The sequence below is a fragment of the Adonisia turfae CCMR0081 genome (genome assembly GCF_011009555.1).
GTDB lineage: Bacteria > Cyanobacteriota > Cyanobacteriia > Phormidesmidales > Phormidesmidaceae > Leptothoe > Leptothoe turfae.
Genome location: NZ_QXHD01000003.1, coordinates 60,166 through 84,422, shown reverse-complemented (window position 1 = coordinate 84,422; position 24,257 = coordinate 60,166). Strand labels below are relative to the sequence as shown.

Here is a 24,257-nt window from a genome sequence, read left to right as displayed (position 1 = left end):
TCGTTTGGACTAAAGAAGATATCAAACAGCTGCTACTAGCCCACACAGACGGAGATGACTACATTACGGGTTACTCTGATGGCACCAACAGTGAGATATTAGACGGTGGATTAGGTAATGACACCTTAGCGGGTCGCGCAGGCGATGACACCTACATCTTCAAACAGGGGTATGGACAAGACCTTATTCAGGAAGGATATTCTGGATTGAATAGCTACTACGATACGGTCGAGTTTGGTGTGGGCCTAACACCAGAGACGCTAGACATTATCCGACAAGGTAATGACTTAGTTTTCAAAGTTATAGGTACCAGGGATAGCCTTACTATAAGCGATCACTTTGGTTCCTACCGTGATGTGCTTTCAGTCGAGGAATTTCAGTTTGATAGCGGTGCACTCGTTTGGACAAAAGAGGATGTAAGTAATCACTTAAACCAAGTAATTTGAATATCTAGCTATCTAGCTATCAGTCGCTCCAAATCCACCTGATACCGCTCAGCCAAAAGCTCAGCGATGATATCACTCATATCCACATCCCCATCACTATCAAACGCCTCCCGCTTCAGCGCCCGGTGTAAATCCACCGGAATATAAACCAACAGCTTCTGATAATCCGGGCGTTTATTCTTACCCACTCCTTTCGACACCGGCACCCTCGGTCCTAAATCCGCCCCATCATCAGAGGCCGCATTGATCACCTGCTCAATCGCCTTAGCATCCCGTTTGGGTCTCGGTTGCGGCATTAGCCAACCCCCATCAGTTTCAGAATTTCCTTGGTCAGATTGGTCACCTCTCGTTGGGCCTTTTCATCCTTTAGCTCATAGATAGTGGCCCCATCGGCACAGCGCTGAAACGCCACCCGCTGATGCACCACCGTTTTTAGCAAGTCACCATCCATCTCCTTAATCACCTGGCGCAACTCCCGATCCAACGAAGACCCCACCACCGCTTTACTCACCACATAGGCAATCTTGATGTCAGTGTAGATCGCCCGGATCGGGTCCATCCGTTCTAAGGTTTGCTCAGCTGCCCATAGATCATAGGACGATGGACTGATGGGGATTAACACCAAATCCGCCGCTGCCACTGCAGATAAAGTAATCGCCTCCGCCCGCCCTGGCGTATCAATCAAGCAATCATCATGGCCGCCCTGCAACGCATCAATATCCCGATTTAGCGTTTTCCTGGCCGCCGCCAGCACGGTAAACGGAGGTTTGGATACCTCATCGCGAATAGCAGCCCAGTCATTCACCGAACCCTGGGGGTCTGCATCTACCACCACCACAGAACGGCCCAACTTTGACAGCGCCGCTCCGATATTCACACACAGCGTTGATTTACTCACCCCGCCCTTTAGGCTGACAATGGCGATTCTCATGGCAAAACCAGTGGTCTGGCTGTTAGCCTACACTGACATTCCATCGCTGGTTAATCAGCTGTCTGAATATCTAAATAGCCAGATAGTCAGCTATTTAGATGTTTAGGTATCAAACTATAGCGATCGCAAGTCCCTAATCCTGGCAGGGGCGTTTTATGTTCACCAGGGAAAATTTGGAAGGCTTGTGGTTTGGTTGATACTGAATCATGTGATCGGAGAAAGATAAAACCGGTTGCTTGGGGTCCCTCCGAGTTCCCCAAACCCCCATGGTTAGGGCCGGAAGGCCGCCCTAAAACCCAGCCTACTGGGGTGTCCTCAATGGCATAAATAAGGGGTTACGGCGGGGTCGATTAATCAGATTATCGCTTTGTTGTTTGGCACAGTCCTGCTCAACACTCAAAGTCCCCCATGTTTGGGAAACCCCATATGCCTAATTGGGAGAACACAGATATTTCCCTAAGAGGGGGTCTTCTCTACGCGCCAGGAAATTTCCAGGTCCTCTTCATCCCCTCGGGTAAACCGATAGCCATAGCATTCAAACGCTTCCCCCGTCAGTTCTTTCCTACCTAACAACAGTGCCAGCTCCCCAGTGGGCAACCGCCATCCCCGCTCCGCCACCTTATCCAACAGCTCATAACGGGCCAGGGGTTCCGTCTGCAACACTCGCCGCAGTGCCACCAGCGGAGCTTCCTGGGGAGAGACCGATAGGCTATCCTCTTGTTCGGTGCTGTCCGCTGCTGACTGGTCTGAGTTGCCCGCCACAATATCAGCCGCTTCCCCAGTGGTCAGTCCTTCTTCATTAACCAGCCGATGCACTTCATCCAGGCAGGTCAACACCGTTTCACTTATATAGGACCGCACTCCCGCCCTAAACGGAGCCAGCTCAGGATTTTTTGCTTTGAGGGCATTAATGCGGGTATAGACTTGCGATCTCACCAGTCCATAGCGCTCCATCAACTCTGAAACCGGGAAATCCGTCTCTTGTTTTCTCATTTGTCCGGTTTCCCGTTCACCATGCCGCCCGTCATTTAGACCAATAGTTTTTGCAAATCAGCTATTGAATTATTCAGAGCTTATCCGTACACTTGTACTGTACATATTCGAACATTCACCGAACGCACCACGAACAGCGGGCGAACGGTGCCAAAACCCTTTAAATACAAGGATTACGCCATGAATGATATACCTAATTTGTCCGTTGATCGAACGGCAACAGAACAGGGAACGTACACAGCCGTACAGTTAGGCGAACAACTGGGGGTAAGCGATGCCACCATCCGTAATCGCTGGTATCAATGGATTGAGCAGGTAGCCCCTGAACCGCTACTCAAACAAGGCTCCACCTATACCGAGCTGGCGCGGACGCTGTTTGATGAATTTAGCCGGGTGAAGCACGTTGACCGGAACCAGTGGGTTACCGACACAAAAGCCCGCTATGCCCAAGAATGGAGCAATGCTGGCGTAATTGAAGGAGAGCTGATGCCCGATAGCGTTAGCAGTGCCTTGGCCCTGCGCCAAACCCAGAACGGCATGATGCAGCAGTCCATTGCCGCTGAGCTGGCCGACCTGGAAAACTTTGTCGATCAGCTAGCCGTTACCGAAGCCGACTTCTCAGACGCCGAGCTAGCCTCATTTAAAGCCGCTGGCCAGCGCCGGGGCATTATGCGCTACAAGCTAGAACTCCAGGCAGAAATGGATACCTACGGCCATCTAAAACAGCGCCGCATGGAAGGGGGCCAACCGTGAGCCCAAATTCACTGCTTCAGACAACCAGGTGCGCGTTACCCTATGAATAACGCCAAATCATTGGAAGCGATGAAGCTGCCCGAGCTAAAAAAACGAGTTTGGAATGCATGGACCCGGTTTAACCAGGCCAGTGGTGTGGTGACGCAGCCCCAAAACTATGTTCAAGACGTAAAACAGTTTGGGGACCGTCGCTATAAAGTCACCTGGATTAAGGCATTAGCTCATTTTTCGGCCCAGGCCAGCTACGAAAGCTGTTTAGACGCCTACATGCTGGTGTTAAACAGTTTTAACTTCACCCCAGACCGTTGGGACTACGAATATCGCCACGAGATTCTAGATGCGTTTTTGATGTATCCCGATGGCCTAGAGCTAATCAAAACAGGCTTAGAACAACTTTTAGAATTTACGCCCCAAGAACAGGACGAAGCCCATGGCTTTTTTGAATTGGTGGAAGAAAGAGGCACCCAACCAGGAAGAGACCGCCTCCCAATTGGATTTAAGCGGACACTCGCAAGCACTTATTCCGCCGCGTAAGCGGGTAGATGGAGCCCTGGTAAATCGACGGTTTAATAAGTCGATTAAGGAAAATGGCGGTGCAGGCGATGTGTATGAACAGGCCGCTGTGACCCAGACGCAAGAGTTATTTGGCTGCACGGTGAATGACCTGTATCGGGAGACCGGAGGCAAGAAAGGTCGGCGGGATACGTTACCCCAGCCTGCCCAGGAGGCGTATATGGTGAATGAGTCGTTGGCGGCCAATGAGCTGGATCGGCAGATTGGAACGATTGGTGGCGAGTCTCAGGATGAGGTAAATAGTAAGATTCTGGCGTCTGTTGAGCAGACATCGAAGCAAACGCGGAAGTGGTTGCCCTGGTAAGTGAGCGCTAATGGAAAAGCCCCAGTTAACACCGGGGCTTCTTGATAGGATGCAGGTGAGAATTTTTCAGTTAGAAAAATCCATTGAGATCTGTGCCGAATAGATGGCTATGGCCATCTGGGGTATCAAAACGAGCAACACGGCCTTCTGCAACACCAAAGTTGGTGAAGTGATCCAGACCATTGTCAAATGTTCCTGAGGATACTCCCTGAGCCACATCAAAGTGGCTTTCAAGGTAAAACTCTTCATTGAAATCTGCACCAAATAGAAGATCTCTGTGACCTTCTGGCATATCGAACAACGCGATACGACCTTCTGATACACCAAAGTCAGCAAAGTGTTCGAATCCGTTCTCGAAGATGTCGTTTTCAACGCCCTGACCCACATCAGACGAATGCATCGCTAGATAGAAATCTTCGTTAAAGTCGGCACCAAACAAGCTTCTATGACCTTTTCCAGTATTGAAAAGCGCAATTCGTCCCTCTGATAGACCATAGTTAGTGAAATGCTCGAAACCATCGTCAAATATCCCATTTGCCACGCCCTGGCCTACATCAGACGAATGCACCGCGAGGTAAAATTTCTCGTCGAAGCTTGGTGCAAATAAATGTTGTTGGCCATTATCAGTATTGAAGAGTGCAACACGTCCCTCCGATAGACCGTGGTTGATAAAATGCTCAAAACCATCCTCGAATATCCCGTTTTCAACGCCCTGCCCTACATCAGAGGAGTGCAGGGCAAGATAGAACGTCTCGTCAAAGTTTGCACCAAACAGTTCTGTCTGACCATTACCAGTATCAAAGAGCGCAATGCGCCTTTCTGATAGGCCATACTTCGTGAAGTGTTCCAAACCGTCCTTAAATATTCCGTTTTTAACTCCCTGTCCCACATCAGAAGAATGAAGTTCAAGGTAAAACGGTTCATTAAAACGGTAGGGCAAACTATTGTCCTGAGGAGTGTTGGCTGTAAAATCCCAGCTGAGAATTTCATGGCTTTGATTGCCCTCTCCTGAAGCCGCACTAAAGCCGACAAATGCTGAAGAGCCAATGGTGGTTTGCAAATCGGCCTTGGTTTCAAGCACTGATGTATTGGGCTTAACTGAGTTCTCGGCTAAAAAGATTTGGAGGATGTCAGTAACTCCGTCGTAGTCAATCCAGACATTCACAGGCTGACCGTTGTTGAGATCTATCGATGGTGTTGCGATCGCATAAGAATCGATTGCCCCATTGGCATTAACGCCAACATGGTTATTGTTTGGATCGGGCAGTCCTCCATTTTTATAGGTATCAAACTCAACAATGAGACTATTTCTGATACTGTCGCGTCCATCCTTATTATCTCCACCGAACCCTAAATATCCTCTACCAGAACCACGTGCTTCTGCACCTTGAGGTGAGTTTTGCAAGATAAAGGCAAAGCCATCTCTGCTTTTAGATCCATTACTTGCCCGGTAAACAAAGTGGGAATTAAAAGAGGTATTTTCATCGAAAGCGATTACTTCAGAATGAAAAACACTGCTATTTTTAGGATTAGACTTTCCTGTCAGATAAAGTCTGGTGTCGAATTGAACGGCTCCACCGTTGATCGCTAGATTATCGATATTGGCAAAGTTTTGGTACCTTAAAGAGGTCGTCTTCCCAGAAGCCGGAACTACTTCAGCATCAAGTTGAATTTCTTCGGCTCGCTGATAAATTACCCCCCAATTGTTCGCTAGCTCTTGCCGTACCTGAGCATCAGGAATATTTGCGATCAGGTTCAGATAGAAACCTAAATTCCCTTGAAAAATGCCATACTCCCTAGCAAATTCGAGATCAGCTACCAACGCTTGAAGGCTGGAGTAAGGATTAGTTTTATGGTTAGCCAATACTTTTTTCACGTAAGTATCGCCACCATCAATCTGAACAGACTTAAGCTGCTCTAAAATTCCAGCCTCAATCGCCTCCTTAAGATTGTCAAACTTGACACGCCGTCTAGTGCTATGGCCATCCGCTGACTGATGGTCAATCTGATGTACAAAATCACTAAAGAGATGACCATAGTTATAGGTGCGAGCTGAGATAACTTTCCCTCCTGTCAAGTCCACAATTGAGTTCAGAGAGTCTTCAGCCAATAAAGCCATCTCATTGGCGATATCAAGATTTCCATCATCATGCAAGTATGGAGTTCCTACGATGAAAGCACCCGTTAATGGTTCAAACTCAACAGGTTTTGCCGCACGAGGATAATCTTTATCACCGAATACATCACCGAAGAATCCCCCTGCAATGCTACCTGCCAGAGTGCCTAAAATACTTCCTACTGGTCCCAAAAAGGCATTTCCAATAGTTCCTCCTAGAGTACTGCCAATTGCTGTCCCTTCATTTACTTGGCTTTCACCAAGAACATTCCAACGAACAAGAGACTCGAACAATTCTGACCCTGCATAAGACAAAGCATACCCTTCTAACGATTCTAAATATGAACCAATAAGGCTGGCTTCAGTAATAGCAGCAGAAGTAAACACATAATTAACAGCTGATTGAGAAAGTGTGTCAATCCCTATTTGTGCAAAAGTATCTTCTATCTTCAGGGCTTCAATAATCGATTCCGAAAGCTCTTGGCTTCCTAAGGATAGGGCAGTAGAGCCCAAATCACTTAGAAAGCTCTCAATCAGAGCCAGTGACTCCAATTGTTGATTATCTCCAAATTCTCCAAAGAAGATTTCTTTTTCAAATAAATCCCCAACCGTTGAACCAGTAGTTCTTGCCAACAACTGACTACCAAAACTATCGTCTACAAGATAACTAGCAACTTGATCTCCGAGTGCAGCACCTAGAAACACATCACTTGATTGGTACTGCTCAGATAAATATGGACCAAACGACGTTATGTCATTAAGATATGCGGATATAGGTACCAATATTGCAGAGAGCACAATACTAGACCTCTTGCAAAAATGCTGATGTGTTAGGGTAAGCAGCCTCACAGAAAACTTCAGGCAAGGTTGAGCTCATAGTTATAGAGCGCGGCAATTAAGTTACAACGCAGGCCATAGCGTCGTCTCCGATTACGATAACGGCAGGAGAGAAGCTTGAAAATTTTGAGACGTCGATTGACATGCTCAATGCAGATACGCTCGCTTCCCAAGGTCTGATTATAGTCACGGTCGAGGTCTGACAACTCTCCATCCTTAGGCTTTTTCTTGGGAATGTAGCTGTTTGCATGATACCGAGCAATGCCCTGGTAGCCACTGTCTTCGAGACTCAAGGTTTGGTCATGAATATGCACACCTGACGCCTTAAACAGCTTGAAATCATGGGTCCGTCCGTGACCAAAGTAGAGACAAATGATATCCAAGGTGTCTCGGTCAATAATGACTTGGCACTTGAGAGTATGATATTTTTTCTTGCCTGAGTAAAACTCTCGTTGCTTACGTTTAGGACGTTCAATTGGTGTTTCGGTCACATCCATGACCACCACATCAGGACGACCAAAGCCTTTGACTAACTGCTTCTTTCCAGGGATACGGAATAATCCTGTGGCCATCAAACGGGTTTCAACGTGATGCACAATTCGACAAACGGTGGATTCTGAGACACCGTGATCGGTGGCAATGTGAAAATAGGTGCGATATTCTCGCCAGTATTCCAGGGCAACCAAGATCTGGTTCTCAATCGATAGCTTGGGAGGACGTCCTGGACCTGGATGTTTGGGAAGCATCGCTTTTAATCCGTTGACCATTCGTTTGAAGGTTGGTCGTTGGACCCCGAATCGACGCTTAAACTTCTGTGCATTCAGGGTTTTGCTGACTTCGTAGTTCATCGGTATTGCTAGAGCACCATGAACCAAAGCCTATCAGGCTAGCATGAAACGTATTATGCAAGAGGTCTACTGTCTATTCCATACACTTTCTCTAAAATTTCTGGGGATTCTCCATACTTCTCTTCAAGAGCAATATGATACAGAGACAAATTATCATGGACGATTGTCTGTATAGCTCCATTGATCCATGAATCCAGTGTCCAGAAAAGAACTGGATAAAGTACTGGTATGCCTGTTATTCCTATGTCAGGATGGTACTCTTTAATGGCTTCGATTGTGATGTTAGGGCTTTGAGATCGTAGTAAACTTGATCCTTCTATAAAGTAAGGATGTTCAATATTATCGGGATAAACCCGAGCTGTAGTCCTTACAGCGTTCTGAGCTGAAGCTTTCCTAAGATCTTCGTCAGTCAGTCCCTGAATTAGTTGTTTCTGTGTTTTCGATAAATTTCCAAAAGCTTTGTTCCACTCGGACTTTAGCTTGAGGTTGAATTGGTCACGTTGAAGCTGATTCACTTTTCTGGAACCTCTTTCAGGAATTACTTGAAAATAATTTCTAGACACCCTGAAACCTGGCTGACTAACCAAAAGGTCACTCAAGCACTAAGATTCTTACGCCGTCTGCTTCACAGACGATTTACAAAGAGGAGAGGAAGCATGAATTTGGAATCAACTAAACTTTGCATCTGGTTTAAGTATCAATGATTTTCCAGAATATATCACCAGAAATAGGTGAACTTTTTGTTAAGCTCATTCATCCTTCTACAAGATACTCTTACACAGTTAGATGCATAAAGAAATCAAGCACTAATGTATCCAAAATCGATGCATAACTGTTAGATTTACGCATAATACAAAAGCCATTAGTGAGAATCGAACATAACTGAGGGCCCGTTACTTATCTTTCATGAAATCAGGCGGCCATTTTCACTGAATCATGTTGAGCACTGTTTGATTTTATAGGCTGCTTAAGTGTTATCGCGATAGTCAATAGCTTCTCTTGAGATATGTGTTATGCAAGAAATTACGATCTCAACCTAACTTCAACCACCCAAAACTGTAGCCCATGGAGTACCACCGACTGCTAAATCATTAAGGGTTAATCTTTTAGAAGAATGCGTTGTGTCCGTGTACTCAAACCGGCACGTCAAAGTTTCGCTCGCTCCTCGTTAGTACCCACCTCCAACAGCTACCAGGGCAAATAATACTACCTGCTGTTTCGCTCCCATGCCCTGCAGGTGGCTTAAACGAGTTCAAAAGCCTTTCTGCCCCTGATCCCTTTACCAGCGCTGCCCATTGGTTGCGATCTCAACCTAACCAAAACAAAATCAACTGCCTTCTGATAGTCTTTAGACCCTAATCGTGATTGTAAGGAGCCAAGTATGAATCCAGAGAGGAACAATTAAATTATCTGCGATCGCAACCACAAAAAAGGGGCCAAAGCCCCAACAAGCTAATAAGACTCAGGCGGATGCACCACGACCCGCACACGCCCTCCACGCTGCCCCCCAGACAACCGAATAGCCCCCTGGGGCACAGTGACCGGAACCGAGACCGCAAACCGACCAGGCCCAGACGAAACCGACCGCACCAGAACTGAGTAACCAACCACAGCAGACCACTTGCCCGCAAACGCTAACGGCAGCTGAGCAAACCAGCACTCAGCCACATAGCCAGTAAACGAGCGCTCAGACTCGCGCCAGCAGCACTCGACCGCACCAAACTCAGACGCCAGCTGACTAACAAACTCAAATGGAACAGAACGCATAAAACTAAAACCAACGCAACGCGTATCATTCACCGAATGCAAAACGTTGGCATTATTCCGATATGCAGTGTCAAGCGTACTGACAGCCGGAGTACGATAGAGATCGCAATACATCACCCCCCCGATAACGGAGGATGGCAGCTTGGCTTGACGCGATGCCTATCAACGGTACACTTGAGCGGCTGTGGTGGTGATTAATTTGCTCAGTTCGAATGGTCTAACAGCGATAGGGAGAATATGAGTATCGGCCATAGATTTATAGCTAGGTTACGGCTGGGTTAGGAGTTTGCGATCGCACATCACCGTAAGCCGTAGCCCGTAGAGTACCACCAGATACTATTTACTCTCTGTTTAGCAACTCAGAAGAAACGCTGTTGTGCCCGTGGAGTACCACCGGCACGTTAAAAGTTTCGTTTTTTTGGCCCTTGGTTGAGCGTAGCGCATCCATTCCGCTACAAAAGTTTTAATCATTTACGAAAGCTCCTGCACAGGACGCTTCATTCCTGCGCTTTTAATAGATATGGGGCCAAAAAATCTAGTGGGGTCGCTTGGCTATGCCTCATAGCTCTTGCAGGAGAAGAGAAGAGAAAAGAAAGAAGCGAAAGGGTATCGATGGCGCAGCCTGGGGTGGTTGTCAAACCACTCTAATGCTGCATCTAAACTGTCTAGCGGTTACGAAGGCAAATAATTTCCAGCCGTGTAGCTCCCATGGCCTGCAGGTGGTTTCAGCCAGTGCAGCAATCTCTCACAGCCTGGGCCTTTTACGATTACAGCCCATTGATTGCGGTCACATGCCGCCTCCATGATCCAACCTTGCGATCGCAACCACGGAGCTAACCCATAAGGCAGCGGACAAGGCACCGCCAGCACCACACCAATGCCCACACCATCCCTATGAGGACGTGCCCACGGGCAAGGCTTTAGCTGGCCGGGTTTTGGGTCAAGTTCTAACTGTTCCATTGTTATTACCTGTCAGGTTGTTAGCACACCTAGCTGTTGGCCACCAACTAGGCCGGTTTTCTCGGCTGTCACCCAATCTAAGCTTGCCTTCTCCGACTTCGTGGGGTTCCGCCCCAACTGACCCGTTATCCGTCTAGTTCCACCGTTACCGGCTGCGTTTCCGTATGGTCCCACGAGGGCATCTACTCCCATGTGCTTATTCTTACTATATCATTTTTAAGCTATTTTTATAGTTTTTTTAAGCTATAATTAGAGTAGTTCAGATAGGATATTTCATGGTTTCTAAATCAAATTTAGTCTTTTCAAAAGTAGCCGCATCAAGAATTTTAGGAGTTCCTAAAGCTCTCATCGCTGGATTCAAGAGATTCTTTCGCGTTTGCTGGGTGTGGGTGTGTGGATCGCGTCCACGCTTTATCTCCAAAAAACTGTTTCTAAAACACTTTGCAGAACACCGACAGCAACAGGGTAAAGAGTTACCTGTGCAGCAATGGCCGAACATGCCTAACTGGTACGAAGTCGGAGGACACAACAACAACTACCCCGTAGTGATTGAATCCACTGGCCCCGAATGCGCCTGTGAAGATTACAAAAATCAGATTGCAATCCTCGGCAAAGGAGTTTGCAAACATGGCTATGCAGTTCTACTTAGCCTTGGCTATTGCACCCTACGAGACTATTTAGCGAGATAGACAGCAGGCGATCCAATGGCATTTGGATCGCCCATTCACCCGAAACCCAACCAAGGAAACGAGCTATGGACAATCTAGCAGGAACCGGAATTAAAAACATTGACACCAGCCAAGCGATCGCACCGCTTAGGCTAGCAGCTCCACTAATCAGGCAATGGCTCATAGAAAACGACAGCCTGGTGTATGAACTGTCAGCAATTGAAGACGTTTTAGTGAACTGGCTGGAGTTGAGTATTGAAGAACTGGCTACAGAAGCGCTTTATCACTGCCTCAGCGGTGACACCAGCCAAACCATAGGGAGACGCACCTTTAAAGATTTACTGGACCGGAAACCATACACCGAGCTACAACCAGCCACAGACATCGACCAAGACCACGCAGCATAGGAGTATAGCCATGTCAGAACTACCCAGAATCAAAACACCACAGCGCCCAGGCTATGCCTTAGATGAATATCCCCATGCCATAGCCAAAGCTCAAACCTATATCACCAACCTTGAACAGGACATCGCAGCAACCAAGGCAGAGATCACAGTGGTAGAGCAAACCATTGATCAGCAGGTGGCCTTTGATAAGGAGCTGAAAAACGATGGCCAGCGTAAGGCCAAACGTAAAGAACTGCTAGCCCAAGACCCAGGCTATGACCTGCTAACCGGCAGGCTAGACAGTACCAAAAGAACCAGGTCCCGCGCAGAAATCAGGCTTAACCTCTTGGTAAACCAGTTCACAGTTGCCAAAATTGAAGCCCGAGCCGCCACCGCTCGCCAGCTTTCAATTGCAGCATAGACTACCAGGCCCCAACCTTGGGGCCACATTTCCAGCAGAATGCATTTTCCAATCTTGACAGCCGCCCAAGGCTGCGCCACGGATAACCCTTACCCCTTCTCTTCTTTCTCTCACTACTTCCCCTCTAGTTTTTTGGGTCCCATATCTTTCAAAAGCTCATTCCTGGAACGCCCTTAGAAGCACCTTCGCTAGTAAGCAAAACCATTGCAGTGAAGGGAATGAGCTACCCTCAACCAAGGACCCAAAAAACGAAACTTTTAACGTGCCGGTGGTACTCCACGGGCACAACAGCACATTCTCTAAATGGCTAAACAACAAATACATAGCATCCGGTGGTACTCCACGGAATGCGGCTTTACTGAAGATTGCTGATGAAATTGCGATCGCACCCGCCCCAATCCAGCAAACACATTTCAATCCAAGCAAGTTGACTTATAGCTTTAATGCACTACGATTAAAGCCAGGAAATACACTATCGCCATGAGTCAACTAAGTGAGCTACTCCAAGCCCGCCTTGAGCAACAGGGAAAAACCAAATACTCACTAGCCAAAGCCATGGCCGCAGCCGACGGTCAAGGAAAACCTGCCACTAGCTTTAGTAGCAAGGTAGCCAAAATTCTTGAAGCCCCTGAATCACGGGTATTTAAGGGAGTTAAAGAATTGATTGAACTACTCGATGGCGAAATCGTTGTTCGCTGGAAAGACGAGAAGGTCGTTCAGAGCAGGACCGAGTTTACAGAGGAAGTCCTTGATTAAGCAGCTCATTCGCAGAGGTATGCTTTGCCTATGCTACGCAGTCGAATCAATGATTGAGTGGGGATTGGAACTGAGATCGCAACCCAACCCGACCTAACCAAAACTGGCTACCCTTAGCAAAGCTATAGACAGCGTCCCAACCAGCCCCTAAATCCAGTCCACTTTGCTGATTGCCCGTGACTCCTCCGTCGCCACCAGCAGGGCTGTCTATTGGAGTTTGCAACCACGGAACTAACTCATAAGGTAACGAACAAAACATTGCCAACACCACACTAATCTCGTTGATTTATTTTACGGTTTTTATTTCTTGGGAAGTACAAATACTGCGGGTGTAGAGGGAACAAGGGCAAAAGTACAAAGGGCTAAGATGTCCTCGCCGAACCACACACTAACCGGAAACCGTTGTCGTCGAGACGGTCTAGGGTATTGCTGAGACGGGTCGCCGACCGGCAAATCGCAGGAGGGTCACCCCACGAACCCCCACGTAGTACACGATATTCAGTCTCACCAAAAGATATCCATGCACTACCATCTGTCGGAGCACCATCATAGGTCTTGTGCCAGCAGTCTAAACACCATTCCCATACGTTCCCATGCATGTCATAGAGGCCAAAAGCATTTGCGATTTCAAAACTCCCCACATCCGTGGTCTCTTCTCGAAACTCTCCATAAGAACCATCGCCATAAGCTCCAGAATAGGTCTTACCCTTATATTCCCAATCTGTTCCTCGATAGTTGGCTAAATTAGTCGTGATCGAGTTGCCAAAGTGAAATGGCGTAGTAGTGCCAGCCCGACAAGCATATTCCCACTCAGCCTCGCTGGGCAAACGGTAGGGCTTACCTGTGTGCTTTTGTAGCCGCGCGCAGAACTCCATCGCATCATGCCAGCTTACTTGCTCTACCGGACGATTGTCCCCCTCAAAATTGGCCGGATCTTGTTCAAGCACCTGTTCTACCTGGGGCAGAGCAACAACTGCCCGCCATTGGGCCTGGGTTACCGGGTATTTACTCATAAAGAAGGATGGCACCGTCACCAGGTGCTGAGGAGCTTCTATATCAAAACCTTTTAAGGACTCATCGGTTTCGTAAATATCCCGCCCTTGCTCATCTTCAGGGCAACCCATCATAAACTCCCCTTCAGGTATAAGCACCATTTCCAGGGCTGTCTGTCCCGACGTCAGCGTCAGACCATCCTCAGTAAAAAACTGGGCTGTACGGTCTCGATAGCGAACGACTAACTCTGGTTTAGTATCGGATGGTGCTGCCATGGTGTCCGTAGGGGCTTCCCTTACAGGCGCTCCTAAAAAATGAATTGGTTGGTTGGTTGGGTTGGGTAACCGTTCAGCTAAGCTTACCAGGCTTGCCCAACCCAGTTTGACATTCGGATGCCGTCACCAGCATCACCGGAACAGGTCTGGACTCTTCTGACGTCCTCCCGATAGATTCCCATCCATCAGCTCCTATTCACGCACCAAAGCCCCTTATTAGCAAAAATCGACCGATGGATGTATGCCAGAATGTCCTTATTTTAGGCTGAAGTAGCTTAGATTAAGGAGGGAAATCCCCCACCGACGGCTTAATCGCTCAAAACAACCCTTAACATCCTGGCTTATCAAGAGAAGCCGCTGTCTTTCATGAAAATAAACACCTACAGTCTTTTATTTTTTTGATTTGAATCTTGCTATTCAGATATACTCAGTCCTATTAAACTTGGAAAAGTTTAGCCTTTTGAGATTCATCTGCAACAGATAACTCCACGCACCTCTCTAATACATTTTCACGTAATTCGAAAACATCTACAGAGGGGTTGGCTTCTAAAATCAGTGCAGCTATACCAGTAACAATTGCTGCTGCTATTGATGTCCCATCCCAAGCTTCATATCCTCCACTAACTACGCATGAATAAACTCCTTCGCCTGGTGCAACTACTGAAGGTACCTGATAGCTATGATTGTCTATAACAATATCTCCACTTCCACTAAATGATGAAATTCGACCTTCACGATTGGAAGAACCTACTGAAATAACACTACGAAAATTCCCAGGACTTAAAGAATGATATCGACCATCATTACCTATTGAACAGATTGGTAGTACCCCAACACTAATTAGATCATGCATCGATTGCTGTAATAGCTCAGTGGCTGTAGCTGTAGTATCTTGAAAACCAACGCCTATACAAACAATCGAGATCTCAGGATTCACCGAAACCAATTGTAACGCCTGGATAAACGCTGAAAGTGTTCCAGTACCTTGCTGAGATAGGATTGAAATACTTACTAATCGTACATCAGGTGCAACTCCTAGCTGATCTCCACAAATTAGCCCAGCAGTAGCTGTCCCAATTCCATCACTATCAAGACTTGTGCTCACTTTTTCAAATCGTGAATTTTCAGCACTATATTCGTATCCTTCTACTATTTTGCCAGCTAATTCCGGATGTTCTGAATCAATTCCTGAGCTAATGACGGCAACAGTAACACCTTTACCAGTATAGGAAAAACCATTTTCTCGGGCTCTCTTTAATCCAATAGCTTCTAAATGCCAAAGGTCATCGCTGTTCAGTATTCTCTTGACATTACGCTGGTGCTTAAATGGCTTGGTAAGTTCAAGAACCTGATCTTTTACTAAAGTCGCAGCTTCAGAAACCTCTAGGATATTCTCTAAGGTTGTCTTTGATTGGGCTTCAAAGGATACTGTCGCTTCCCGAAACGTAAACGTTTGCAATAGAGGCATCCAATCACTTGCATCGCCTTCAACAGAGTGTAACGGCACCTTTGGCCGTGTTTGTATCCGATCCGCAATCGCCGCATACTCCCGCCCCATGCGCCTTAGTGTTTGTTCTGCCACCCTAGCAAAGGGCACCACCATTCCTTCTGCGTCGGCATCATCTCCAAAGTCAACACTCAGCAACGCTTCAAAGCTGCGGGTATTCAAATTCAACCGTTCTGAAATATAAGCCGAAACCGCATTTAGCACCCGCTTTGACACTGACCGAGGCACTGAATTGGCCAGCAGCTTGCGCACCTCATCATCAAAGTCATAGGAAACCTCACCCTTTTCATCTGACTCCGAGGGCTCCATCAGCCCCCCCATATATACCTCCGCCACATGTACCGGCTCCGCCTTCGGTAGCAGCGTCTGCCGAATCAAATCCACAATTGGCGGACTCACTGGAGCCACAGACATTAGTTCAGCTAGCTCCTGTGCCATTAGCGATGCGGTCGTCCGAAATCTTTGCACCCGTGCTGCTGGCTCTGGTCTTTCTGTGTCTTGTCTATTTTCTCCTGTCTCTTCTCTTTTTTTCTCGTTATCAAATACTATGCCCGTAGCCCAGCTCTCGCTGCGGCCTGCCAACACTTTGGCCCACTGTTTTAGGGTTTGAGCCTGCAGGGTTACCACGGGCAGCTTCACCCGGTTCTTTTGCTCCACCCCTGCCAGCAACTGTTTATAGATGGGTAGCCGATGGGCCAGGGTCAATCGCTCATTTACACAGCCCGGTTCAATGGCCCGTAGCCACACTGGCACACCCGCCCCTAAGCCGGTCTGAGACCACAACCGTTCAGGCAAAAGCTGCATCAACACAGTGGGGGCTCGCTGCCCGCAGGTTTGCAGCCAGGACACCATGGCCCCGTCGTGCCAGGTCGTTGATGTGCAGTCACTCAACAATATGATCAAACGTCGCTTCGATGGATCCCACAGCTCCTTTGCTTGCCGAGGTCGCGGTCCCGGTCGCTGCCAATGTTGAAACAGAGCTAGCTTGCCGCTGTGTTTTTTGAGACGCCAAGTGGTTACCCGTCGAAACGTTCCCTGTCGCTCAAGCAGGGTTTGTACTTCGATAATAGTTTCGTTCCAAACCGATAGCGCCTGGGCTTCTTCCACCACCAGAGCCACATCTAGCCACCGCTCCGGTGCAGGTCGCATCACTGGCGACCAGATTTGCTGATCGGCAATCTGGTCTACCGTAGCGGCTTCGTCAAATATCAGCCGTCCTGGGGAGTTTACTCTGCGTCGCAGCGGTCGCAGCGCCCGCGACAGGTCCAGCCGTATCCTCAATGCCGGGGCGGCCGGAGCTTTGATAGAGATACCGTCTGGCTTCTCAGCACCTTGGGTTTGTCTATGGGTCGAGGGCAAACTCAGCTGGGCTTGGTTGTCCTCATCTAGGTCTTCCTCTGGCTCTAAATATTCCTCGCGGACAGTTGGACTTTTTTGGTCTTTATTCGAGTCATCAGCCTGTAGGGCCTCATCTTCTCCTGGACCATCCACAAACTGAGCCAACCATAGGGCATCCGCCAGGTCTTCTGCACCGAAGTCCACCCCCGCCTGCCGCAGCAGCGTGGTAAATCCATCCACCCCCTGGGGGTCTTTGGCAGGGCGGCGATCAGACCTCATGCATCCTCGGTACTAGAAAGATACTTCATCAGCTTGGCCACCAGGGCATCCCGCGTCTTTTGCTCCGGCACCCGCTCCCGTGTCACAAAGTACACTGCATTCAGCAGCTGATCTGTAGCTAGATCACCCTTTTTCGCCCGCTGGCAAAACTGTTTTATCAGTTTTTCGGCAGCATCCACCTTAGCCTTATCGTCCAGGTCCAGCCCTAGATGAGCTTCCACAATTTTCTTGAGCCGCGCCGGTTCTGGCTCACCCATATTCAGCCGCAGACAGCGCCGCAAAAACGCGGGGGGAAAGTCCCGTTCCCCGTTGCTAGTCAACACCACAAAAGGAAACGCCCCACAGCGAAATCGGCCTGTCTGGGTCTCTACAAATTGGGTTTCATCCGGCTCGCTGTAGGCTGTGCGGATCTGCACCGTGGTGTCAGACTCCTTGAGCGTTTCTGCCATGCGCACCACTTCTGGAATCTGAAACTCTCCATCTTCAAACAGATGTAGCAGGTCATTGGGAAGATCAATATCGCTTTTATCGATTTCGTCAATCAGCAATACCCGTGGTCGCTTTGGGTGGTCCGTTGGTAACAGGGCCGTCCCCAGAGGGCCAAGGGTAATATAGCTGCCAATGTCTTTTTCTCGCTCTAGCTGCGCATCCTGCAAACGGGCAATGGCGTCATAGCTGTACAGCCCTTCTTTGCGGGTCGTGCGGGTGGTGATGGGCCAGTACAGTACTTCCCCTAGATTTAGCTCGTGGGCCACTGCATAGGCCAAGGATGTTTTACCCGTCCCCGGTTTTCCGGTAATTAGTAATGGCCGCCGTAAATACAGCGCCGCATTCACCATATCGATTTCGTCATCTGTAGCCTGGAATGTAGCTCCTCGCTGCTGCTTTTTCAGACTGGCAACGCTTTTATCTCCGCCAAATGGCCGCCATCCCGGCGGATCGGGCAACTGCTTTGTAATGTAGTCAGCATCCTCACACGGGGTGCGATTGCCTTGAAAAATTCGCCAGTTGGCCTTGTCGGTCTTATCAGCCATAGTGATTAATCACCTGCCAAGGGACATGTGGTTTGCTGGATGGGCGCTGGGGTGCACCAGATTTGGGTCATCCCACAGCAACGATAAATGATGACCAATGTGGGCGTCTTCTGCTGACGCATTTGCGATCGCATCAGCACGAACTTGCTTGACCACATCCGGCAGCGTAGTCATTTTACAAGCCAGTAGCTGGTCCACTTTGTCCACAGCGTCCAGCTCCGCACAAAAGGCATCTGATCGCAGCCAAACCGCCGCCGGAATCCCCGCTGCCATTACGGCCCCAAAAACATCAGGGTAGCTTTCATCAGTACAAACTTTGATCAGTTTGAATCCCAGACTTTTAGCATGCTGCAGCTTGGCAAATAGAGATGCTGGGTTATCCAATACCGGATCCCCACAGATAAATGCCGGACAGCCCTTAGTTCCCTGCAGTTTTTGTAGATCTGCCCATTTTCGCTGCCAGTCTTTACCAAATTCCCTCCACAGGGGCGGATCTAGGCGCTCAGCAATGCGCACCACAAACCGATGCTTCACGCCAAGGCGGATATCCGGTATGTAGCGATTGGGTTTTTCTAAGAAAGTGCGATCGCATCCCTGATGAATCAGCTCCAGTGGCAAAATCAGATGAATCATTAAATCGTGATGGGGCTTTTGCGATACCTCCGCCACACAGGCCCGCACTACATTTGGTAGCGTCTCAACGGTGACCACTTCATCAAACCTGGCCGGAGCCTTTACCGGCTGGCCTCCATCCCCACATATTGGGTCATATTTGGCTACATCTGACATAAATAATGCCTGTACCGGATACTCATCACCCGATACAGGCGTCACCGCAATTAACAAAAGCGATTCTGTTATCGCTGCCTGATTCGCCTGAATTTGGGTTAACTGTGTCTTTGCCTGCTCCAACAGCATTTTCCAGGTCTCCACTTTAGGCTCTAGCCAATGCTGTAGTCGCGTTCTCAAGTTTTTAGCCAGTCCTAACTCCGGCTGTATCAGCAATGCTACAAACCGGTAGATCGCTTCGTAGTCATCATCTGCCAGGGGCACCTCTTGGAGAGAGCGTAGTTTTTCTTCTACACCATCAGGAACAACCCAACCCTCTGGAGAACACAGGTCATAGGCTTGGTTAGTCGCCGCTTCTATCTGCGCAGCCAGCCCCTTGTCATCTACCGTCAGCAACTGTACCAACGCCAAACACCCCAGCTGTCGTTGCACCTCCACCAGTGGCACAACCGGAACCATAAACCCGATATCCGCATTCTCTTCCTCCGTCTCCACCGCCACGGTCATCCCCACCACCGCAGCCACCTGCTCATCCCAGATTGCAGAACCACTAAAACCAGCTTGAATCGAAAAACCATCCTTGCCGATAATCTGCACCAAGCCATCTGCCAGCTCGGCCATAAACCGCCCAGTTGCCTCGCGGCCCGCTGCACGTTTCTCGGGAAACCCATACACCCGAAAGGAATTCTCTAAGCCATGGGCTTCAATTCGTCGGATAGGACTAGTCCCCTCCGGCAAAGGATCTAATAAAATCAGACCCGCCACATCTTCTCTATCTCTATCATCTTCTTTGCAGTACTCATAAATTTTCACTTCAGCCGATATCGGTCGCTTTGAAGCAGAAAACGGAAAACTAACCACGACCTTGGCCCCCAGCGGAGCCGCCTGATCACGCCCCAGCCGCAAAGCATCGCGCACCACATGGGCACAGGTAATCACGCCACCATCCACTAAAAAGCCAGTGCCAATCACCTTGTTACTTTTGCCATGAATACGTGCGATCGCACGTTTATAAGTCTGGTCTAGCCGCCTGCTACCGCCTGCCATAGAGCCCTAATCGCCTACTTTCCCCACTTCATAGTGATTTCGAACGTCACTTCACTACCCACACTTGAAAAGATCACCCCAGCATCCGCGCTCAGGTTCAGGCCAAATTTCACCTCTACCTCGTCTGCTGAAGCTTTCTTCAACCTATCCATAGCTACAGAAGCTACCGGAATCACCTTATCCAAAGCCGCCTCAAAAGACTCCTTAGCCTTGAGCAGAGGCTCATCCAGAATAGAAACCTCCTCAACCACATCCTCATTAATCGGCTCAGGGACCTCTACCAAAAAAGTGGTTTCTCCATCGGCCAACGTAAATTCGGCTAGTTTCTTTTTCTGAGTCATAAAACTTGCTTCATCCTCCAGAATTCATTTCCGTATGTCTACTTAACTCCAGCGCTAATGGCATCCGCACTTCCTTAGCGGATGACTTCTTACTCTTGGCTTTCGGCTTTCCCGGCGGCTTCTCCTCAGCAGGCGGCGCAATCCGGTCCCCAATAATATGCAAAATCTGGCTAAAGTCCTGCGGCTGCATTACCCCAATCCGCGCCATGATGTCAGTCCGCGTCGGCCCGTGGCTGCGGCCATAAAGGAAAGCAATAAAATCCTCCACCAGCATCCCCTTTAACCGAGCAATCTTCTCCAGATTCTCCAAACTCGGCACATTTCGGCCATTCTCCCACTGCTGCACCGTAGACTGCGACACCTGCATCGTCCGCGCAAACTGCCGCTGCGATTGGTCGCCACGAATTTCGTGCACCACCTCACCCAATCGCTTCAAAAAACCCTCGTCCACAAACGCTACAGCCGACTTTTTACGTGCTTTCAAAGATTGACCTCCAAATAATAAAGCCAGACATCACATAATTGCTTGACTAAATAATCACCCATAATTAACATGATCGATCAGTCGAACAAATTAGATTTATAAGTTGGTCATGAAAAGCGCACTTCATCCGAAGCCCCCTCGGCAAAATCTAACTATCCGAATGACGCCCGATCTAAAGCAACGGGCACAAATTAGCGCCATCCAACAAAAACGCTCACTCTCAGACCTGATCGAAGAAGCCCTCGAAACTCTGCTCAACCGCCAAGAACGAGCCGCCTAGCTATCTGCAAAAACAATAAAAAATGCCCCACGCCTTGCACAGCTTTGGGGCATCCGTAAAATTAACTAGTTCTATGATGACAGAAAATTCTCCGAGTGCCTACGACGGAGGACATAGTCTGCAGCCTGCAAAAAGCACTACCCGCTCACACCTCAGACTTACCCCAGAAGCCGTTCACCAAAACTGGCTCGACCACTTCTACACCCCCGCTGGGTACCTCTACCACCTCATCCTCGCCCTCAGAAAGCAAGGCTGGTGGTTCCGCGTCGAAAACATCTCCCAGTTCTGCCGCGAATGGCACATCAACCGTCGTACCTTCTACCGCGCCAAAGCCGAACTGATCGCCAACGGCAAACTAGAAGAACATATCAAAGGCAGCGTTAATTTGCGCGTCCCCACCCTGAGGCAATTTGACTCACCTGTGACAAACCTGTCACCCCAAGTGATCAATTTGACACAACCTGAGACAGCCCAGACACAGTCAGCCGACGAAACCGAATCCCAGCAAGCATTTCCCAACTCTTCAGATCCTTCTCAACTTCCTTCCAACTCTTCTTTAAAAAAGAGAGAGAAAATCGCTTCGCTTTCCCCAGAGCTAGAGCAGCCCAATAGCCAAGGCATCACGCTATCCCCAGATGCACCTGAGCAACCCCAAACGGGTGAGGCATCACTTCCCGGACCTCAGCAATGGTTAGATTTTTCCGCCGAGGATGATCCCGATTTTTTCGCGTTCGTAATAAAAAACAAAATCCCCCGACTCCCTGATCCGCCTGCCTCCAAACAAAGCGCTGCCCAAGGCTGGATTCGTAAATACGGCGATCGCCTCTACACCGAATACCTCCAATGGCTCGAAAGCCAGCGCCAAGTTGAGCAACGTCTTACCCATATTCCCCCCAATGAGGAAACCCCAGACCAGCGCCTGCAACGCTATCAAATGCTTTGGCAAAATCCCACCTGCCGCAAAGGTGTCCGCACCGCCATCCAAACCCACCCCGAATGGCACCTAGAAATCGGCCCTAATGGACCACGGACTCAACCACCAGCACCCCAGGCCCCATAAAATCCCGTTATCATTTGAAAGCCATACATAGCAACACACCCAACCAAGCCAGTGCTGCAGAGTATCCCATGAACACCCAGCTGATCGACTCCCTCATCCAAGTCATCGACTCCCTCACCCCCGAGGAAAATAAGCTGCTGCGCACAAAACTCCACGCCCGCACCATCCAAAAAACCCCCGGCGTCTGCGGCGGTCAGGCCCGCATCCGCAACACGCGCATCCCCGTCTGGACCCTCGTATCCTTCCACCAACAAGGAGCCGACTCCACAGAACTCCTCCGCAACTACCCCAGCCTCATCCCCGCCGACCTCGACGCCGCCTGGGCCTACTACCAAGAAAACCAAACCGAAATCGACCAAATCATCCAAGACGACCTAGCCCATGGTTGATCTCTACTCCAACGAAAATTTCCCCATCGACATGGTGGTCCTCCTCCGCAATCTCGGCTACGACGTCCTCACCTCCTACGACGCAGGTCAAGCCAACCAAGGCATCCCCGACAAAGACGTCCTCACCTACGCCACCCAAAATAACCGAGTCGTCATCACCCTCAACCGGCAGGACTTCATCAACCTGCACCGCCAAAGCCCAGACCATAACGGCATCATCATCTGCAAAGACGACCGCAACTACACCGACCAGGTACAGACCCTGCATACCTACCTAGAAACCCAAACCAGCCTAAACAACCGTCTCATAAGGGTTCTAAAGCAAAACCAACCCAAATCCAGCCAGCAGGCCTTCACCATCCGCGAATATTAACCCCGCAACCACTCAACCCCACTCAGCCCAGACAACCAGCCATATATAATAGACTGGATTTAGGGAAGTTCTGGGGAAACGAACTAGGCTAAAACCTAGAACCCTTATCTATAAAGGCTTTCAGTCACCGCCTTTATAGACTCGAAATCTATTATGGGCTTCGGTTCATCGGGGGTTCGAATCCCCCCCTCTCCGTTTAATAGCAAGGGTTTCGGCCTTTGACAATAAAGAGAGAAAGACTTCCTCAAAGCAGCTTTTGTGAGCTGAAAACAGGTGATTGTGGACTGTTTTTGGGGAAGATATGGGGAAGAATTTTGCACCTGAAAAAATCGATATAGGCCCCCGTCTGCAAGCGATTAACCAGCAGTTGGAAAAGGCCAGTTTGCGGCAAAAAGGTGGAAAGCTATACATCCGAGGCAAGTCGGTTGATTCGTTTCCGCCGAAGCCAGGACAGGATAAGCCGCGACGGGTGGAGCTGGCACTGAACTGTAATGCTTCGCTGGCGGGGCTGAAGGTGGCGAAGGCGAAGGCTCAGGAGATAGATAGCCAGCTGCTTTGGGGGCGGTTTGACTGGGGACCATATCTAAAGGGCAAACAGAAGCTAGCGAAGACGTTAACGGAGTGGATTGAGAAGTATAAGGCCGACCACTGGGCGTCTACACCTAGAACGCTGACTAAGGAAAACTCGTATCAGAAAAACTACCGTTTGTTTTTGAAGCGTCTGCCGCAGGAGAAGATGCTTACGCTGGATCTATTGCGGTCAGAGCTTTTGAAAGGGTCTAAACCGGGGACTCGTAGCCGTGAGTTTTACTGCATGGCCTACGGTAGACTGGCGAAGTTTATGGGGAAGCAGGATGCGATCGCAACCACAGACCTGACCACCTTCCTAGCCGAGCTTAAATCTCTCAAACAGGGTTACAGCCCAAAGAAGATACTGCCGAAAGACTTACCGACTGACAAGCAGATCGTTGAGATTTGGCAGTCGTTGAAAAATCCCAGCTGGCAATGGATTTACGGAATGATCGCCACCTATGGTTTGCGGCCCCATGAGATGTTTCATATTGATGTGGAGCGGTTTATGGCTGACACTGAGGTGTTGCGGGTGGCGGATAATACTAAGACGGGGACGCGGTTGGTGTATCCCTGTCCGGCGAGTTGGCGTACTACGTTTAAGTTGTGGAATGTGCGGTATCCGAATATTCGGCGGGAGGGGCGCAGTAATGGCAAGCTGGGGGAGAAGGTTTCGCAGCAGTTTCGGGAAATTGGGATTGGTCATAATCCCTATGCGTTGAGCTGGGCTGACTGAGGG

The 24,257-nt window shown here is 49.1% G+C and carries 28 protein-coding genes and 1 tRNA gene; 14 read left to right on the top strand and 15 right to left on the bottom strand.

Annotation, left to right across the window (positions count from 1 at the left end; all coding sequences use genetic code 11):
- A partial coding sequence (locus DXZ20_RS01180; protein WP_284681649.1) for a calcium-binding protein occupies window positions 1–446 on the top strand: 446 nt, incomplete at its 5' end.
- A gap of 8 nt (window positions 447–454) precedes the next feature.
- On the opposite strand, the gene DXZ20_RS01175 is transcribed toward DXZ20_RS01180, so the two are convergent.
- From DXZ20_RS01175 to DXZ20_RS01165, 3 genes are all read right to left on the bottom strand, one after another.
- A complete protein-coding gene (locus DXZ20_RS01175; RefSeq protein WP_163695875.1) occupies window positions 455–742 on the bottom strand; it encodes a hypothetical protein in 288 nt (95 codons plus the stop codon).
- Window positions 742–1,377, bottom strand: coding sequence for a ParA family partition ATPase (gene parA / locus DXZ20_RS01170; RefSeq protein WP_163695872.1), 636 nt, complete (start codon window positions 1,375–1,377; stop codon window positions 742–744). The genes DXZ20_RS01175 and parA overlap by 1 nt, the downstream gene beginning before the upstream one ends.
- 456 nt (window positions 1,378–1,833) lie before the next feature.
- Entirely contained in the window at window positions 1,834–2,370 is a 537-nt protein-coding gene (locus DXZ20_RS01165) for a hypothetical protein (protein ID WP_163695869.1), read from the bottom strand.
- 180 nt (window positions 2,371–2,550) lie between these two features.
- Here DXZ20_RS01165 and DXZ20_RS01160 point away from each other — a divergent pair, with 180 nt between their 5' ends.
- Genes DXZ20_RS01160 through DXZ20_RS01150 form a run of 3 tightly spaced genes read left to right on the top strand, consistent with a single transcriptional unit; the run spans window position 2,551 to window position 4,000 of the window.
- Window positions 2,551–3,123, top strand: a complete 573-nt coding sequence (locus tag DXZ20_RS01160) for a hypothetical protein (RefSeq protein ID WP_163695866.1) — start codon at window positions 2,551–2,553, stop codon at window positions 3,121–3,123.
- A 42-nt stretch (window positions 3,124–3,165) separates the two neighbouring features.
- Window positions 3,166–3,657, top strand: a complete 492-nt coding sequence (locus DXZ20_RS01155; protein WP_163695863.1) for a hypothetical protein — start codon at window positions 3,166–3,168, stop codon at window positions 3,655–3,657.
- A complete protein-coding gene (locus DXZ20_RS01150) occupies window positions 3,614–4,000 on the top strand; it encodes a hypothetical protein (RefSeq protein WP_163695860.1) in 387 nt (128 codons plus the stop codon). The genes DXZ20_RS01155 and DXZ20_RS01150 overlap by 44 nt, the downstream gene beginning before the upstream one ends.
- Window positions 4,001–4,070: 70 nt before the next feature.
- On the opposite strand, the gene DXZ20_RS01145 is transcribed toward DXZ20_RS01150, so the two are convergent.
- The 5 genes from DXZ20_RS01145 to DXZ20_RS01125 form a co-directional block, all read right to left on the bottom strand.
- Window positions 4,071–6,914 (bottom strand): lectin-like domain-containing protein, encoded by a 2,844-nt coding sequence (locus tag DXZ20_RS01145; RefSeq protein ID WP_163695857.1) that lies wholly within the window; start codon window positions 6,912–6,914, stop codon window positions 4,071–4,073.
- Window positions 6,915–6,973: 59 nt separating this feature from the next.
- The gene (locus DXZ20_RS01140; protein ID WP_163695854.1) at window positions 6,974–7,801 is read right to left on the bottom strand and encodes an IS5 family transposase; all 828 of its coding nucleotides are present in this window, start codon (window positions 7,799–7,801) and stop codon (window positions 6,974–6,976) included.
- A gap of 53 nt (window positions 7,802–7,854) precedes the next feature.
- Window positions 7,855–8,388 carry a hypothetical protein gene (locus DXZ20_RS01135; protein ID WP_163695851.1) on the bottom strand — a complete coding sequence of 178 codons (534 nt, stop codon included), beginning with the start codon at window positions 8,386–8,388 and terminating at the stop codon, window positions 7,855–7,857.
- Between the two features lie 865 nt (window positions 8,389–9,253).
- Window positions 9,254–9,568: a hypothetical protein gene (locus tag DXZ20_RS01130; protein WP_163695848.1), complete on the bottom strand. Its 315-nt coding sequence runs from the start codon at window positions 9,566–9,568 to the stop codon at window positions 9,254–9,256.
- A 672-nt stretch (window positions 9,569–10,240) separates the two neighbouring features.
- Window positions 10,241–10,528 carry a hypothetical protein gene (locus DXZ20_RS01125; protein ID WP_163695845.1) on the bottom strand — a complete coding sequence of 96 codons (288 nt, stop codon included), beginning with the start codon at window positions 10,526–10,528 and terminating at the stop codon, window positions 10,241–10,243.
- Between the two features lie 275 nt (window positions 10,529–10,803).
- On the opposite strand from DXZ20_RS01125, the gene DXZ20_RS01120 reads away from it, so the two are divergent.
- The 4 genes from DXZ20_RS01120 (at window position 10,804) to DXZ20_RS01105 (ending at window position 12,759) form a co-directional block, all read left to right on the top strand.
- Window positions 10,804–11,217, top strand: coding sequence for a hypothetical protein (locus DXZ20_RS01120; protein ID WP_163695843.1), 414 nt, complete (start codon window positions 10,804–10,806; stop codon window positions 11,215–11,217).
- Between the two features lie 65 nt (window positions 11,218–11,282).
- Window positions 11,283–11,603 (top strand): hypothetical protein, encoded by a 321-nt coding sequence (locus tag DXZ20_RS01115; RefSeq protein ID WP_163695840.1) that lies wholly within the window; start codon window positions 11,283–11,285, stop codon window positions 11,601–11,603.
- A 10-nt stretch (window positions 11,604–11,613) separates the two neighbouring features.
- Window positions 11,614–12,003 (top strand): hypothetical protein, encoded by a 390-nt coding sequence (locus DXZ20_RS01110; RefSeq protein WP_163695837.1) that lies wholly within the window; start codon window positions 11,614–11,616, stop codon window positions 12,001–12,003.
- A 480-nt stretch (window positions 12,004–12,483) separates the two neighbouring features.
- Window positions 12,484–12,759, top strand: a complete 276-nt coding sequence (locus tag DXZ20_RS01105) for a hypothetical protein (protein ID WP_163695834.1) — start codon at window positions 12,484–12,486, stop codon at window positions 12,757–12,759.
- A gap of 46 nt (window positions 12,760–12,805) precedes the next feature.
- Here the strand turns inward: DXZ20_RS01105 and DXZ20_RS01100 are convergent, their stop codons facing one another.
- The 7 genes from DXZ20_RS01100 to DXZ20_RS01070 form a co-directional block, all read right to left on the bottom strand.
- The gene (locus DXZ20_RS01100) at window positions 12,806–13,018 is read right to left on the bottom strand and encodes a hypothetical protein (protein WP_163695831.1); all 213 of its coding nucleotides are present in this window, start codon (window positions 13,016–13,018) and stop codon (window positions 12,806–12,808) included.
- A gap of 103 nt (window positions 13,019–13,121) precedes the next feature.
- The gene (locus DXZ20_RS01095) at window positions 13,122–14,027 is read right to left on the bottom strand and encodes a formylglycine-generating enzyme family protein (RefSeq protein ID WP_163695828.1); all 906 of its coding nucleotides are present in this window, start codon (window positions 14,025–14,027) and stop codon (window positions 13,122–13,124) included.
- A gap of 436 nt (window positions 14,028–14,463) precedes the next feature.
- The gene (locus DXZ20_RS01090; RefSeq protein WP_163695825.1) at window positions 14,464–17,151 is read right to left on the bottom strand and encodes a S8/S53 family peptidase; all 2,688 of its coding nucleotides are present in this window, start codon (window positions 17,149–17,151) and stop codon (window positions 14,464–14,466) included.
- The gene (locus DXZ20_RS01085; RefSeq protein WP_163695823.1) at window positions 17,148–18,185 is read right to left on the bottom strand and encodes an AAA family ATPase; all 1,038 of its coding nucleotides are present in this window, start codon (window positions 18,183–18,185) and stop codon (window positions 17,148–17,150) included. Before DXZ20_RS01085 ends, DXZ20_RS01090 begins: the two co-directional genes overlap by 4 nt.
- A 9-nt stretch (window positions 18,186–18,194) precedes the next feature.
- Window positions 18,195–20,021 carry a VMAP-C domain-containing protein gene (locus DXZ20_RS01080; RefSeq protein WP_163695820.1) on the bottom strand — a complete coding sequence of 609 codons (1,827 nt, stop codon included), beginning with the start codon at window positions 20,019–20,021 and terminating at the stop codon, window positions 18,195–18,197.
- 14 nt (window positions 20,022–20,035) lie between these two features.
- Window positions 20,036–20,362 carry a CU044_2847 family protein gene (locus tag DXZ20_RS01075; protein WP_163695818.1) on the bottom strand — a complete coding sequence of 109 codons (327 nt, stop codon included), beginning with the start codon at window positions 20,360–20,362 and terminating at the stop codon, window positions 20,036–20,038.
- A 10-nt stretch (window positions 20,363–20,372) separates the two neighbouring features.
- Window positions 20,373–20,846: a helix-turn-helix domain-containing protein gene (locus DXZ20_RS01070; RefSeq protein ID WP_250565545.1), complete on the bottom strand. Its 474-nt coding sequence runs from the start codon at window positions 20,844–20,846 to the stop codon at window positions 20,373–20,375.
- A 109-nt stretch (window positions 20,847–20,955) separates the two neighbouring features.
- Between DXZ20_RS01070 and DXZ20_RS01065 the strand changes: the two genes are divergently transcribed.
- The 6 genes from DXZ20_RS01065 to DXZ20_RS01040 all read left to right on the top strand — a co-directional run bounded on the left by DXZ20_RS01065 (window position 20,956) and on the right by DXZ20_RS01040 (window position 24,254).
- Window positions 20,956–21,126, top strand: a complete 171-nt coding sequence (locus DXZ20_RS01065; RefSeq protein WP_163695815.1) for a hypothetical protein — start codon at window positions 20,956–20,958, stop codon at window positions 21,124–21,126.
- Window positions 21,127–21,199: 73 nt separating this feature from the next.
- Window positions 21,200–22,186 carry a hypothetical protein gene (locus DXZ20_RS01060; protein ID WP_163695812.1) on the top strand — a complete coding sequence of 329 codons (987 nt, stop codon included), beginning with the start codon at window positions 21,200–21,202 and terminating at the stop codon, window positions 22,184–22,186.
- A gap of 68 nt (window positions 22,187–22,254) precedes the next feature.
- Window positions 22,255–22,575 (top strand): DUF433 domain-containing protein, encoded by a 321-nt coding sequence (locus tag DXZ20_RS01055; protein ID WP_163695810.1) that lies wholly within the window; start codon window positions 22,255–22,257, stop codon window positions 22,573–22,575.
- Window positions 22,568–22,948 (top strand): DUF5615 family PIN-like protein, encoded by a 381-nt coding sequence (locus tag DXZ20_RS01050; protein WP_163695808.1) that lies wholly within the window; start codon window positions 22,568–22,570, stop codon window positions 22,946–22,948. The genes DXZ20_RS01055 and DXZ20_RS01050 overlap by 8 nt, the downstream gene beginning before the upstream one ends.
- Window positions 22,949–23,011: 63 nt before the next feature.
- Window positions 23,012–23,143: transfer RNA gene (locus tag DXZ20_RS01045), tRNA-OTHER, on the top strand.
- 106 nt (window positions 23,144–23,249) lie between these two features.
- Window positions 23,250–24,254, top strand: coding sequence for a hypothetical protein (locus DXZ20_RS01040; RefSeq protein WP_163695805.1), 1,005 nt, complete (start codon window positions 23,250–23,252; stop codon window positions 24,252–24,254).
- Window positions 24,255–24,257 lie beyond the last annotated feature (3 nt).